Source organism: Ramlibacter algicola (genome assembly GCF_016641735.1).
GTDB classification, from domain to species: domain Bacteria; phylum Pseudomonadota; class Gammaproteobacteria; order Burkholderiales; family Burkholderiaceae_C; genus Ramlibacter; species Ramlibacter algicola.
The window spans coordinates 2881159-2893421 of the sequence record NZ_JAEDAO010000001.1 but is presented as its reverse complement, the minus strand read 5'-3'; the positions used below and the strand labels follow the sequence as shown (position 1 = coordinate 2893421).

Annotated in this window: 12 protein-coding genes; 5 read left to right on the top strand and 7 right to left on the bottom strand. The window is 70.0% G+C overall.

Annotation, left to right across the window (positions count from 1 at the left end):
- Positions 1-17 precede the first annotated feature (17 nt).
- Positions 18-731 carry a spermine/spermidine synthase domain-containing protein gene (locus tag I8E28_RS14045; RefSeq protein ID WP_200788670.1) on the top strand — a complete coding sequence of 238 codons (714 nt, stop codon included), beginning with the start codon at positions 18-20 and terminating at the stop codon, positions 729-731.
- Here the strand turns inward: I8E28_RS14045 and I8E28_RS14040 are convergent.
- Genes I8E28_RS14040 through I8E28_RS14015 form a run of 6 tightly spaced genes read right to left on the bottom strand, consistent with a single transcriptional unit; the run spans position 728 to position 6636 of the window.
- Positions 728-1492 carry an enoyl-CoA hydratase-related protein gene (locus tag I8E28_RS14040; protein WP_200788669.1) on the bottom strand — a complete coding sequence of 255 codons (765 nt, stop codon included), beginning with the start codon at positions 1490-1492 and terminating at the stop codon, positions 728-730. The two genes, I8E28_RS14045 and I8E28_RS14040, sit on opposite strands and share 4 nt — an antisense overlap.
- Positions 1489-2712, bottom strand: coding sequence for a CaiB/BaiF CoA transferase family protein (locus tag I8E28_RS14035; RefSeq protein WP_200788668.1), 1224 nt, complete (start codon positions 2710-2712; stop codon positions 1489-1491). The genes I8E28_RS14040 and I8E28_RS14035 overlap by 4 nt, the downstream gene beginning before the upstream one ends.
- Positions 2709-3629, bottom strand: a complete 921-nt coding sequence (locus tag I8E28_RS14030) for an alpha/beta hydrolase (RefSeq protein ID WP_200788667.1) — start codon at positions 3627-3629, stop codon at positions 2709-2711. The genes I8E28_RS14035 and I8E28_RS14030 overlap by 4 nt, the downstream gene beginning before the upstream one ends.
- A gap of 4 nt (positions 3630-3633) precedes the next feature.
- A complete protein-coding gene (locus tag I8E28_RS14025) occupies positions 3634-4431 on the bottom strand; it encodes an enoyl-CoA hydratase (RefSeq protein WP_200788666.1) in 798 nt (265 codons plus the stop codon).
- A 5-nt stretch (positions 4432-4436) separates the two neighbouring features.
- Positions 4437-5654: an FAD-dependent monooxygenase gene (locus I8E28_RS14020; RefSeq protein WP_200788665.1), complete on the bottom strand. Its 1218-nt coding sequence runs from the start codon at positions 5652-5654 to the stop codon at positions 4437-4439.
- A gap of 7 nt (positions 5655-5661) precedes the next feature.
- Entirely contained in the window at positions 5662-6636 is a 975-nt protein-coding gene (locus tag I8E28_RS14015) for a tripartite tricarboxylate transporter substrate binding protein (protein WP_200788664.1), read from the bottom strand.
- A gap of 94 nt (positions 6637-6730) precedes the next feature.
- Between I8E28_RS14015 and I8E28_RS14010 the strand changes: the two genes are divergently transcribed.
- The gene (locus I8E28_RS14010; protein WP_200788663.1) at positions 6731-7504 is read left to right on the top strand and encodes an IclR family transcriptional regulator; all 774 of its coding nucleotides are present in this window, start codon (positions 6731-6733) and stop codon (positions 7502-7504) included.
- Positions 7505-7514: 10 nt separating this feature from the next.
- Here the strand turns inward: I8E28_RS14010 and I8E28_RS14005 are convergent, their stop codons facing one another.
- Positions 7515-8273 carry an IclR family transcriptional regulator gene (locus tag I8E28_RS14005; protein WP_200788662.1) on the bottom strand — a complete coding sequence of 253 codons (759 nt, stop codon included), beginning with the start codon at positions 8271-8273 and terminating at the stop codon, positions 7515-7517.
- 95 nt (positions 8274-8368) lie between these two features.
- Here I8E28_RS14005 and I8E28_RS14000 point away from each other — a divergent pair, with 95 nt between their 5' ends.
- From I8E28_RS14000 to I8E28_RS13990, 3 genes are read left to right on the top strand one after another with little or no spacing between them, the layout of a single operon-like run.
- Positions 8369-9163 (top strand): enoyl-CoA hydratase, encoded by a 795-nt coding sequence (locus tag I8E28_RS14000; protein ID WP_200788661.1) that lies wholly within the window; start codon positions 8369-8371, stop codon positions 9161-9163.
- Positions 9160-11259: an acetate--CoA ligase family protein gene (locus tag I8E28_RS13995; RefSeq protein ID WP_200788660.1), complete on the top strand. Its 2100-nt coding sequence runs from the start codon at positions 9160-9162 to the stop codon at positions 11257-11259. The genes I8E28_RS14000 and I8E28_RS13995 overlap by 4 nt, the downstream gene beginning before the upstream one ends.
- Before the next feature lie 23 nt (positions 11260-11282).
- Complete coding sequence (locus I8E28_RS13990; RefSeq protein WP_200788659.1) at positions 11283-12260, top strand: Bug family tripartite tricarboxylate transporter substrate binding protein; 978 nt, start codon at positions 11283-11285, stop codon at positions 12258-12260.
- Positions 12261-12263: the final 3 nt, after the last annotated feature.

The window sequence follows — 12263 nt, the reverse complement described above, 5'->3', positions numbered from 1 at the left end:
GCGGGAACGACAGATCGATGATCCGGATCCGCGAACAAGACGGCTTGCGACTGCTCGACTTCGGCACGCCTTGGTGCCAGGGCGCGATGCGCCTCGACGACCCCGACGCGCTGGAGATGGCGTACGCGGTGCGCATGTTCGGCTGGCTGCTCTTCCATGACGTGGACACGCTCGGGCGGCAGCACGTCGTCACGCTCGGGCTGGGCGCGGGGTCGCTGACGAAGTTCGCGTGGCGCGTGCTCGGGATGCAAGCGACCGCGGTGGAGATCGACCACGAGGTGATCGAGGCCTGCCATGCGCATTTCGACCTGCCGCGCGAGGGCGACGGCCTGCGCCTCGTGCATGCGGATGCGCGCGACTACGTCACGGCCTGCCAGCGAGGCGCCGACGTGATCCAGGTCGACGCGTACGACGCGGCGGTCGAGCGGCCTGCGCTCGACGACGAACCGTTCCACGCCGCGTGCCGGACCTGCCTGCGCGAGGGCGGCACGCTGGCGGTGAACCTGGTGGGTGCTGCGATGGATGCGCGAGCCAGCGTGGCCCGGTTGCGCGTCGGCCTGCAGCCGCGCGCGGTCTGGCAGTTCCCGCCTACCGCGGCCGGTAACGTGGTCGTGCTGGCGCATCGCGGCGACGTGCCGCCGGAAGACGTGCTCGCTGCGCGCGCCGAAGCCATCGAGGACCGCTGGGATCTGCCTGCTGCGCAGTGGCTGGCGATGGCGCGGCGGACTTAGCGCTGCAGGGCGCGCGCGAGTGCAGCGCGATGCGCCTCGCTCGTGCGGCACGCGGCCTGGGCCAGCGCTTCCTGCGCCTGCACCTGCTCGCGCGAGCTTTCGAAGCTCCGGTTCATGATCGCCTTGGCCATGCCGGTGGCGGCGGGAGGCAACTGGCTGAACGCCACAGCGGTGGCGATCGCGGCGTCACGGACGTCGTCCGCCATGCGATGCGCCAGGCCGATCGCGACTGCTTCCTGCGCTTCGACGACGCGCCCCGTGAACACCAGGTCCTTGGCGCGCGCCAGGTCGACCTGGCGCGGCAGCAGGTACATCGCCGCCGCGTCGGGCACCAGGCCGATGCGGCCGAATGCCGCGCACAGCTTCGCGCGTGGCGAGACGATGACGTGGTCGGCTGCAAGCGCCAACGACAGGCCGGCGCCGAACGCGGCTCCATCGACGGCGGCGACCACCGGCTTCTCGAGATCGACCAATTCACCGAACCAGCCGTGCAGCGCCTGCATGCGCGCGCGCGTGGCGAGCGCCAGGTCCGGGTCGTCGCCCATGGCCTGCAGCGTCTTCACGTCGCCGCCCCCGCAGAAGTGGCCACCGGCGCCGGTGAGGACCACGGCGCGGACCTGCGGGTCGTCGCGCGTGCGGCGGATGGCGGCGGCCAGCGCGTCACGCAACGCATCGTCGAGCGCGTTACGCTGCTCCGGCCGGTGCAGCGTCAGGACGGCCGTCGTGCCCGCGAGTTCGTAGCGCAGGACGTCCGAGCTCACACGATGCCCATCTCGCGCAGCCTGGCGATCTGCGCGTCATCCAGTCCTGCCTGCGTGCGCAGCACGTCGTCGGTGTGCTGGCCCAGGCGCGGGGCGGCTTCGCGGTACTGGATCGGCGAGTCGGAGTAGCGGATCGGGCTCGCGACCGCCGGCGAGTCGACGCCCGACGCGTGCGGCAGGTCGAGCTTGAGGCCCCGGTGGCGCACTTGCGGATCCTCGAACACCTGGCGCAGGTCGTTGATCGGCCCGCACGGCACGTTCGACGCTTCCAGCAGCGGTACCCACTCCGCCATGGTCTTCTGCAGCATCGCCTCGGCGACCAGGGGCACCAGTGCCTCGCGATTGCGGCTGCGTTGGGCGGAACTGGAAAAGCGCGGGTCCGCTGCCAGCTCGGGCCGGCCGATCAGCTCGCAGAACGTGCGGTACTGGCCATCGTTGCCGACGGCGATGATGATGTCGCCCTGCTTGCAGCGAAACACCTGGTACGGGACCATGTTCGAGTGGCCGTTGCCCAGGCGCTGCGGCACCTTGCCGGACAGGAAGTAGTTCAGCGATGCGCAGGCAGTGACGTTCACCAGGCAATCCAGCAGCGCGATGTCCACGTGCTGGCCGCGGCCGCTCACGTGCCGGTGTTCCAGCGCGCCGAGGATCGCCGTCGCGGCGTAGATGCCGGTCACGATGTCCGTGATCGGGATGCCGGTCTTCAGCGGCCCGCCGCCGGGCTCGCCGTCGGGCAGGCCGGTGATGCTCATGAGCCCGCCCATGCCCTGGAAGATGTAGTCGTAGCCGGGCAGGTGGGCGTAGGGGCCGCTCTGGCCGAAGCCGGTGATGCTGCAATAGACCAGCCGCGGGTTCAGTTCACGCAGCTGCTCGTAGCCCAGGCCGTAGCGCGCCAGCGTGCCGACCTTGTAGTTCTCCACCAGCACGTCGGCTTCGGCGGCGAGCTTGCGGATGATCTCCTGGCCCTCGGGCGTGGCGATGTCCAGCGTGACCGACTTCTTGCCGCGGTTGGCGCTGAGGAAGTAGGCGGCGTCGCGCGTCTCGACGCCGTCGGCGTCCTTCAGGAAGGGCGGGCCCCAGGCGCGCAGGTCGTCGCCCGGGCCGGGCCGCTCGATCTTGGTGACGTCGGCGCCGAGGTCCGCGAGGATCTGGGTGCCCCAGGGGCCGGCGAGGACCCGTGTGAGGTCCAGCACTTTGATGTGGCCGAGTGCAGTGGTCATCGGGAAATCCGGTCGGTGTCTCGGGGATGGAGGTGGGTGCGCAGGAACGCGCCTGCCTCCGTGATGGCGGCGTCGGCTTGCCGGAGCCGGCCGGTGAACAGCTGGAAGACGTGGAACATGCCGTCCCATTCGCTGAGCGTGACGGCGCAACCCTGCTCCTGCGCGCGGGCAGCAAGTTGCCTCGCGTCGTCCAGCAGGACTTCATTGCTGCCCACCTGCACCAGGAGCGGCGGCAGGCGCGAGAGGTTGGCGTGCACGACCGAAGCGAGCGGGTCGCGGGGGTCGCCGCTGCGGCCCAGGTAGGTGCGGGCCATGACGAGCAGCACCTCGCGCTGCGTGACCGGATCGTGCTCGGCGTTCGAGCGGAAGGAGTCGCCGTGCGCCTCGAGATCGGCCCAGGGCGACATCGCCACCGCGCACGCGGGCAGGGGCAGCGACTTGTCACGCAGGATGGTCATCAGCGCGATGCCCAGTGCGCCGCCTGCCGAGTCGCCGCAGACCGCCACCTGGCCAGGGGCGAACCCCTGCGACGCCAGCCACTGCCATGCGGCCAACACGTCGTCCACGGCCGCGGGAAAGCGGTGCTCCGGCGCGAGCCGGTAGTCGACGCCGAGGACCGCACAGCCCGACGCGGCGGACAGCGCGGCCATCAGGTTATGGTGGGAGTCGACCGAGCCGATCTGGTAGCCGCCGCCGTGCAGGAACAGGATGGCGTGGCGCGTGTCGCAGCCGGACGCGCGCACCCAGCGGCAGCGGACGCCGTTGGCCTCGACGTCTTCGGTCGCGATCGTGACGCGCTTCGGGGCCACGAAGTGTTCCCACTGGCGGCGCATCTCGGCGATGCCCACGCCCTTGCCCCAGCCGGCGTACAGCTGCCGCACGCCATCCGCGATGGCGCTGGTGTCGTTGCGATCCATCGCCTCAGGCCTTGTCCGCCTGCGGCGTGCGCTGGATCGCGTTCGCCAGGCCTTCAGCCCGGCGGCGCTGGAAGCCCTCGGACAGGTGGCTCAGCTCGTGGGTGTCGAAGTGCGCCTGGATCGCGCTGCGGAAGCCCTGCATGTCCAGGCCGCGGTTGATCGACCGCTTGACCAGGCGCAGCGCGAACGGGTCGCACTGTGCGATGCGCTGCGCCATGGCCATCGCCTCGGCCTCGAGCTGCTCGCGGGGCACGACCTTGTTGACCATGCCCATCTCCAGGCCCTCGCGCGCCGTGATGCGGCCCCCGGTGAACAGCAGCTCCTTCGCCTTGCGCGCGCCGAGCACCCATGGGTGGACCAGCACTTCCACGGCCGCCGCGCCGAGCGTGTGGCACACCGGGTCGGAGAAGAACGCGTCCTCGGACGCAACGACCATGTCGCACATGTTGGCGACCATGAAGGCGCCGGCGATGCACGCCCCGTTGACCTGCGCGATGGTGGGCTTCGGGCAATCCCAGATGTTCATCGCGTAGCCGAGGTAGTAGCGCTCCTCGAAGGCCCAGCGCTCCTCGACCGTGAAGTTGCTGCGCTTCATCGCGGCTTCCTTCAGGTCGTGGCCGGCGGAAAAGTGCTCGCCCTTGCCGGCGATGACGATGACACGCACGGCGTCGTCGGCGACGGCCATCTTCAGCGCATCGTCCAGTTCCTGCAGCAGGCCCTGGCTCTCGGCATTGCGAGCCTGCGGCCGGTTGTGCCAGAGGCGCGCGACGCCGTCCTGGACTTCATAGAGGATGTGTTCCATTGCGTTCACCATGCGCGCAGCGCGCGCCATTTGTCGTCCGTGCCGCGCGCGGCCTTGTCCGCGTCGTAGCCAAACAGCCATTCCTGCTGCGGCAGGAAGCCGCCGCTGTATTGCGCGTCGTACTTGCGGAACTTCGCGTTGCGCTCGGCCACCTCGGCCGGGTCGCTCAGGTGGAAGCGGTGCTCCGCGGCGCGCGACTGGCCCTGCACGCGCGTGGCGCGGTCCATCCGCAGGTCCTGGTAGCGCGCCAGCGCGGTGTCCGCGTTCCGCTCGAGGTCGAGCAACCGGCCCAGCACCCACGCGTCCTCCATGCTTTGCACCGCGCCTTGCGCGTGGTAGGGCAGCATGGCGTGCGCGGAATCCCCGAGCAGTGCGACGCGCCCACGCACCCAGGACTTGAGCGGCGCGCGGTCGTAGAGCGCCGTCACGAACGGTTTCGCGGTGAGCTTCACGAGGTCCAGCACCTCGCTGTTCCAGCCGCGGTATTCCTGCAGCACTTCAGCCACCGTGGCCGTCGCCGACCAGGACTCCTTGCGCTCCGCCGGCGAGCTGCCGATGCAGATCCAGTTGATCTTGCGACCGCCGGACACGTAGTAGATGACGGCGCTGTGGCCGGGGCCCATCCAGATGTGTGCGGATGGCGTGATGCCCAGGTGCTTGGCGTCGTTCGCATCGACCAGGCCTCGCCAGGCGATGCAGCCCGAGGACTGCGGCGCATCGGCTTCGAACAACTGGCTGCGCACGAGCGAATGGATGCCGTCGGCGCCCACCAGCACGTCGCCGGACTCGACCGTCCCGTCCGCGAGCCTCGCGCGCACCTCGCCGCCCGATTGCTCGACCGACGTGATGCGGCAGCCCAGGCGGACGCGGTCCCCTTCGAGCGCGCCCTTGAGCACGCCCAGCAGGTCCGCACGGTGCGCATGGTAGTAGGGTGAGCCGAAATGCTGGTCGATCTGCGGCATGAGCGGGTTGCGCATCAGCACTTCGCCCGACTGCCAGTCGCGATAGAGCAGGTCCTTGGGCTGGAAGGCGACGGCCGCCAGCGCGTCGTGCACGCCCAGGTGCTTGAGCACCGCGACGCCGTTGGGACTGAGCTGGACGCCCGCCCCGACTTCCTCCAGGCGTGGTGCCTGTTCCAGCACCACGTAGTCGATGCCGAAGCGTTGCAGGGCCAGGGCGAGGGCGGCGCCCCCGATGCCGTAGCCGGCGATGACGACTCTCATGCGCGCTTCACTCCGCCTTCAGGCCGATGGCCTGCACGATCGGGCCGATCTTGGCGGTCTGCGCCGTCATGAACTGCGTCATCTGCCCGTTGGTGATCGTCAGCGGCTCGGCGCCGCGGTTGCGCAGGAATTCCCCGAACTCGGGTGAGCTGACCACCGATCGCAGGGTGTCTTCGAGCTTCTTCATCACGTCGCGCGGCGTCCCGGCGGGCGCGAAGAAGGCGATCCACACGGGCAGGTCGGAGTTCTTCGCGCCCGCTTCGACCGTGCTCTGGATGGCCGGGAAGGCCGGGATGCGGTCGGCCTGCAGCGTCGCGAGCGCCTTGAGTTCGCCGGCACGCAGGCGCTGCTGCGCGCTGAAGAGCGTCATGAAGCCGACGTCGACTTCCTTGCCCATGAGCGCGGTGTACACGCCGGCGTCGCCCTTGTACGGAACGTGCGTGGCTTCGAGCCCGAGGTCCTTCTTGATGATCTCCATCCCCAGGTGCGCGCTGGAGCCGACGCCGAACGAGGCGTAGTTGATGCCGCCTTGCTTGGCCTTGCCCATCTTGACCAGGTCGGCCAACGAATTGCCGGCGAATTCGGGACGCGCGACCAGCACCGTCGGCGCGGTGTTCACGGGCGCGATCAGCTGCAGGCTCCCGATGTCGAACCCGAGGTTCTTGTACATGTGGGGCGCGACGTTGAACCCGGTGTTGGAGCCAAGCAGGATCGTGTAGCCATCGGGCGACGACTGCGCCACCGTCTGCATGGCGACGATGTGGCCCGCACTGGGCTTGTTCTCCACCACGATCGGCTGGCCGAGCTTGTCGCCCATGGCCTTGGCCGCCTGCCGCGCGATGACGTCGGTGATCCCGCCGGGGCCGAACGGGACCATCAGGCGGATCGGCTTGGTGGGGTAGTCGGCCGCGCCGGCGAGCGGGGCGGCGAGTGCGGCGCCGGCGCAAACGATCGCATGCAGCACGTGTCTGGCGAAGTTCATGGCTTGTCTCCTTGGGTGTCCACCATGCTAGGAAGCCCCTCGGCGGTGGGGTCCGTGTTTTGACATGCAGAACACGGTTCGACTATCCTGAACCATGCCCCGAGAAAACCCGGACGGCCAGGATCGCCAGTTCGCTTCGACCCTGGCCCGCGGCCTCGAGGTGCTGCGTGCTTTCACGCCGGAGCGCCCCGTGCTCGGAAATGCGGAACTCGCGCAGCGCACCGGCATGTCGAAGCCGACCATCTCGCGCTTCACGTACACGCTGCAGCAACTGGGCTACCTGCAGCAGGAGCGCGAAACCGGCCGCTACCGGCTGGGCAGCGCCGTGCTCACGATCGCGTATCCGCTGCTGGCCAACATCCCCCTGCGCCAGGTCGTGCGCGCGTCGATGCGCAAGCTGGCGGACAAACTGGGTGGTTCTGTCTCGCTGGGCATGCGCGACCGGCTGGACATCGTCTACGTCGAGACCAGCCGCAGCCGGTCGCCTTCGGCGCAGCGCTACTCGGACATCGGCATGTCGCACCCGATCATCGCGGGCTCCAACGGGCGCGCGTACCTAGCCGCGCTGTCGCCCGACGAGCGCAGCGCGCTGATGAACGAGATCCGCGTCAAGACGCCCGAGGCGTACCGCAAGTTCCAGTCGCGCGCGATGGACGCGGTCGAGGACTGGCGGCGGTTGGGCTTCTGCTTCTCGTATGGCGACTACCGCCACGACGTGTGCACGGTGGGCGTGCCGTACCGGCACGAGACGCGGGGAGAGCTGTTCGTCTTCAACTGCGTGCTCGCGGCGTCGGCGGTGAAACAGGGCCAGCTGGAAGCCGAGATCGGCCCGCAGCTGGTCGAGATGGTCGGTGGACTGAGCGGCTGACGCCGCGTGCTCACGCCGCCGGCTCGCGCAGCGCCTCCAGCAGCATCGCCCCCAGCTCCGCGCGCCGCGACGGCGTCATGCGCGGCTTGATCGACGCGATGGAGATCGCGGCGAACGGCGCGCCGCCGGGGTCGGGGATCACCGCACCGACGCCGGCGACACCCTGCGTGACGGTGTCCGTCATCTCGGCGTAGCCCATCTTGCGCGTGCGCGCCACCACCTTCTCGAAGCGGCTGGCCGTCAGGCCGGCGGCGTCGAACGCCTGCGCGTGTTGCGCCCGGATGCGCGCGATGTCCTCGTCGGGCGCTGCCGCGAGCAGCGCCATGCCGCCCACCCCGACGCCCAGCACCCGGGTGTCGCCCACGCGCGTGCTGAAGATCTTGATCGGGAAGGCGCCGTCCTCGCGCCGCACGCACACCGTGTGGTCGCCCTGGCGCAGCAGCAGGTAGACGGTGTCCTCGGACATGCGCGCGAGCCGCTGTACCACGCCCTCGTAGCGGGCCAGCAGCGGCGAGCGGCTGAGCGACGCGAATCCCAGGCGCATCGCTTCCAGGCCGAGGCGATAGCGGCGCGTCGCCGCATCGCGATCGGCGAACCGCTCCTCGACCAGGCAGGTCAGCAGGCGGTGCGCGGTCGAGCGCTCCAGCGACGTCGCGGCCACCACCTCGCTGACGCTCATGCCGCCCTCGTGGTGGTGCCCCAGCACGCGCAGCACCTGCAGCGCGCGGCGCATGTTCTGCGCCCCCGGGGTTTCACTCGGTGTGCTCATGATGTGGGATTTGCGCCGGTTTGTGCTTGTAGCGTGAGCATACCCTCCCGAAGATGCCCCCAGCACTTCACCACCCCACCGCCATTTCCCATCCCATGAGCGAATCCCTCCTGCTGATCGAGCAAGCCGGCGCCGTGCGCCGCATCTGGCTTAATCGCCCCGAAGCCCGCAATGCCCAGAGCCAGCAGATGCTGGACCAGCTCGACGCCGCGTTCCGCGACGCGCAGGCCGATGCCGCGACCCGGGTCGTCGTGCTCGCGGCCAAGGGCCCGCACTTCTCCGCCGGCCACGACCTGAAGCAGGCCCAGGCCGAGCGCGCCGAGTTCACCGTCGAGGAGCGCTGGGCCTACGAGCAGCAGCACTACTTCGACTACTGCATGCGCATCTGGGACTTCCCGAAGCCCACGATCGCGCAGGTGCAGGGCGCCTGCGTCGCGGCCGGCCTGATGGTGGCCAACATGTGCGACCTGGTCGTCGCGGCCGACGATGCGTTCTTCAGCGACCCGGTCACGCACACGCTGGGCGCTGCCGCGACGGAAGTGCTGATCCATCCCTGGGTGCTCGGCCTGCGGCAGGCCAAGGAACTGCTGTTCACGGGCGAGCGCTTCAGCGCCGTGCAGGCGCGCGAGATGGGCATGGTCAACCGGGTCGTGCCGGCCGCGAGCCTGGACGACGAGACGATGGCGCTGGCGCAGCGCATCGCCAAGGCCCCGCCGTTCGCGATGCAGGTGCTGAAGAAGTCGCTGAACCGCTCGGTCGACGTGCAGGGCATGCGCCAGGCGCTGTCGTCGCACTTCGACGTGCACCAGCTCAGCCACGTCACCGAGGAATACAAGCGGTCGAAGAACGCGGGCCTGGCCAGCGCGATCCAGAAGGGCGCCAAGGCATGACGCACCGCCTCGACCCGTTGCTCGCGCCGCGCTCGATCGCGATGGTCGGCGCCAGCAACAACGCCGGCCGCATCGGCGGCATGCCGCTGGACCTGCTGCGCCATTTCGGCTACCAGGGCACCGTCTACCCGATCAACCCGAAGTACGAGGAAGTCTTCGGCTACCGCTGCTATCCGGACATCGAGTCGCTGCCGGAGGCGCCCGACCTCGTGGTACTGGCCATCGGTGCCGAGGACGTGACGCCGATGCTGGAGCGCTGCCACGCCAAGGGCACGCCCGCGGCGATCGTCTATGCGGCCGGCTTCGCAGAAGCGGGCGAGGCGGGCGCCCAATTGCAGCGCACGCTGGAGGCCTTCGCCGAGCGCACCGGCATGGTCGTGGCGGGCCCCAACTGCATGGGGTTCGCCAACCTGAACCTGCATGCGTACACCGCCTTCGCCTCGGTGTTCCGCAACGTGCCGCCGCAAACGCAGCCGGGCCGCGCGAGCGTCATCACGCAAAGCGGGAACGTCTGCTCCGCGGTGTTCGCGCTGATGCGCCGCCTGGGCGTGACGGTCAGCCACTTCATCAACACGGGCAACGAAGCCTGCGTCGAGTTCTCCGAGTACCTGGAGTACATGGCGCAGGACGGGCAGACCGACTGCGTGATCGGCTACGTCGAGCAACTGCGCGACGGCCCGCGCTTCATCGACGCCGCGCTGGCGTTCGCCCGCGCGCGCAAGCCGCTGGTGGTCTACAAGGCCGGCGAGACCGACAAGGGCTCCGAGGCGGTGCGCTCGCACACGTCCGCACTCGCCGGCGACCTGGCCCTGTACACGGCCGCGTTCGAGCAGCTGAACGTGATCCGCGGTACCGACTTCGCGCAGATGGCCGACCTGGCCTACCTGAGCGGATTCCGCCAGCGCAGCGGCGGACGGCGTGTCGCGATCGTCACCATGTCGGGCGCGCTCGGCGCGATCCTGGCCGACAAGGTGATCGGCGCCGGCCTCGACGTGCCCACGCTGTCCGAGCCGCTGCAGCAGGCGCTGCGCGCCGGCATCCCCGACTACGGCATGGTGTCGAACCCGGTCGACGTCACCGGCAACGTCGTCAACTCGCCCGAGTTCGTGCGCACGATCTTCGAGGCGCTGGCGAAGTCCGACGAGATCGACGCCGTCATCGTCTACGCACCGGGCTACCTGCTCGATCGCATGGCCGACGCGCTGGCCGAGGTGTGCGCGAAGTCCCCGCGCCTGTTCGTCGCCATCGACACCGGGGCGGCCAAGTGCCGCGAGCAGCTGGTGCAGGCCGGCGTGCCGGTGTTCGACGACATCGGTCGCGCCACCCAGGCGCTGGCGCCGTTCTGCCAGTGGCTGGCGCGCCAGCCCGCCGTCGAGCGTTGGGCTGCATTGCGCGCGCAGCAGCAGGCCGGCAGCGCGGCGTCCGTGTTCCCTCCGCGCCTGAACGAGCACCAGACCAAGCGCCTGCTCGCCGAGTACGGCGTGCCCGCGCTGCAGGAAGTCGCCGCCGTTGACGCCGATGCGGCCGCCGCGGCCGCCGCGCGGATCGGCTACCCGGTGGCGGTGAAGGTGCTCAGCGCCGACATCGCGCACAAGACCGAAGCCGGCGGCGTGCGCCTGGGCATCGCCGACGAAGCGTCGCTGCGCGCCGCGTGCGCGGAGATCCTCGCGTCCGCTTCCCGCTACGCCCCGGACGCGCGCATCGACGGCGTCCTCGTCGGCCCGATGGCCGCCGGCGGCGTCGCCGAACTGATCGCGGGCGTGACGCACGACCCGGTGTTCGGTCCCGCGCTGACCGTCGGCCTGGGCGGCGTGCTCACCGAGCTGTACCGCGATGCCAGCCACCGCCTGCTGCCCGTCGACGAAGCGATGGCCGGCGAGATGCTGCGCGCGCTGAAGGCCTGGCCGCTGCTGGACGGCTTCCGCTGCCGGCCGGTCGCGGACGTCGACGCGGCGTGCAAGGCCGTTGCCGCCTTGTCGTCGGCGGCGCTGGCCCTCGGCCCGCGCGCCGGCGAGATCGAGATCAATCCCCTGCAGGTCCGCCGGCAAGGCGAGGGCGCCGTCGCCCTCGACGCGCTCGTGCTGCTTCAGTCCTGAGCCATCCCACTAGGAGCCATTCCATGAAGATCGCCCTCAAGCTCACCGCCGCCATGCTCGCCGCGGCCGCGTTCATCGCCCCTGGCGCCGCGTCGGCGCAGGAGGCCTTCCCGAACAAGCCGATCCACATGATCCTGCCGTTCCCGCCCGGCGGCGTGACGGACCTGCTGGCGCGCGCCCTCGGCGAGAAGCTCAGCGCCCGCCTGGGCCAGCCGGTGGTGGTGGAGAACAAGCCCGGTGCGGGCACGGTGCTCGCGTCCGACTACGTGGCGCGCGCCAAGCCGGACGGCTACACGATCCTGATGGCGGCGTCGTCGCTGGGCACCGCGCCGCTGATCTACGACAAGGTCACCTACGACGCCGTCAAGAGCTTCGCACCCGTGACGCAGGTCGCGTCCGTCGTGCACGTGCTGGTCGTCAGCCCCAAGCTGCCGGTCGCCAACGTCAAGGAACTGATCGCGTACACGAAGGCCAACCCCGGCAAGCTGTCGTACGCATCGACCGGCACCGGCACGTCCACCCACCTGGAAGGTGAGCTGCTCAAGAGCATGGCCGGCATCGACATGGTCCACGTGCCCTACAAGGGCTCCGGGCCGGCGCTGAACGACCTGGTCGGCGGCCAGCTCGGCGTGATGATCGACGCGCTCGGCTCCTCGGGTCCCTTCATCAAGGCCGGCAAGCTGCGCGCGCTGGGCGTGACGACGGCCAAGCGCTCGGCGTCGGTTCCCGAGCTGCCCACGCTCGCCGAGTCGGGCGTGCCGGGCTACGAGGCGATGCCCTGGCTGGGCCTGGTCGCGCCGGCCGGCACGCCGCCCGAGATCGTCGACCGCCTGCACAAGGAAACCGCCAAGGTGCTCGAGGACCCGGCGATCAAGGAGCGCTTCAAGGGCTGGGGGCTGGACATCATCGGCAACACGCCGGCGGAGTTCTCGGCCTTCATCAAGCGCGACATCGACCAGTGGGCGCGCGTGATCAAGAACGCCAACATCAAGGGCGAATGAGCG

Excerpts from the sequence above, each read along its gene's own strand:
- I8E28_RS14045 (WP_200788670.1), top strand. The coding sequence starts at position 18 with ATGATCCGGATCCGCGAACAAGACGGCTTGCGACTGCTCGACTTCGGC.
- I8E28_RS14035 (WP_200788668.1), bottom strand. The coding sequence starts at position 2,712 with ATGACCACTGCACTCGGCCACATCAAAGTGCTGGACCTCACACGGGTC.
- I8E28_RS14030 (WP_200788667.1), bottom strand. The coding sequence starts at position 3,629 with ATGGATCGCAACGACACCAGCGCCATCGCGGATGGCGTGCGGCAGCTG.
- I8E28_RS14025 (WP_200788666.1), bottom strand. The coding sequence starts at position 4,431 with ATGGAACACATCCTCTATGAAGTCCAGGACGGCGTCGCGCGCCTCTGG.
- I8E28_RS14020 (WP_200788665.1), bottom strand. The coding sequence starts at position 5,654 with ATGAGAGTCGTCATCGCCGGCTACGGCATCGGGGGCGCCGCCCTCGCC.
- I8E28_RS14015 (WP_200788664.1), bottom strand. The coding sequence starts at position 6,636 with ATGAACTTCGCCAGACACGTGCTGCATGCGATCGTTTGCGCCGGCGCC.
- I8E28_RS14010 (WP_200788663.1), top strand. The coding sequence starts at position 6,731 with ATGCCCCGAGAAAACCCGGACGGCCAGGATCGCCAGTTCGCTTCGACC.
- I8E28_RS14005 (WP_200788662.1), bottom strand. The coding sequence starts at position 8,273 with ATGAGCACACCGAGTGAAACCCCGGGGGCGCAGAACATGCGCCGCGCG.
- I8E28_RS14000 (WP_200788661.1), top strand. The coding sequence starts at position 8,369 with ATGAGCGAATCCCTCCTGCTGATCGAGCAAGCCGGCGCCGTGCGCCGC.
- I8E28_RS13995 (WP_200788660.1), top strand. The coding sequence starts at position 9,160 with ATGACGCACCGCCTCGACCCGTTGCTCGCGCCGCGCTCGATCGCGATG.
- I8E28_RS13990 (WP_200788659.1), top strand. The coding sequence starts at position 11,283 with ATGAAGATCGCCCTCAAGCTCACCGCCGCCATGCTCGCCGCGGCCGCG.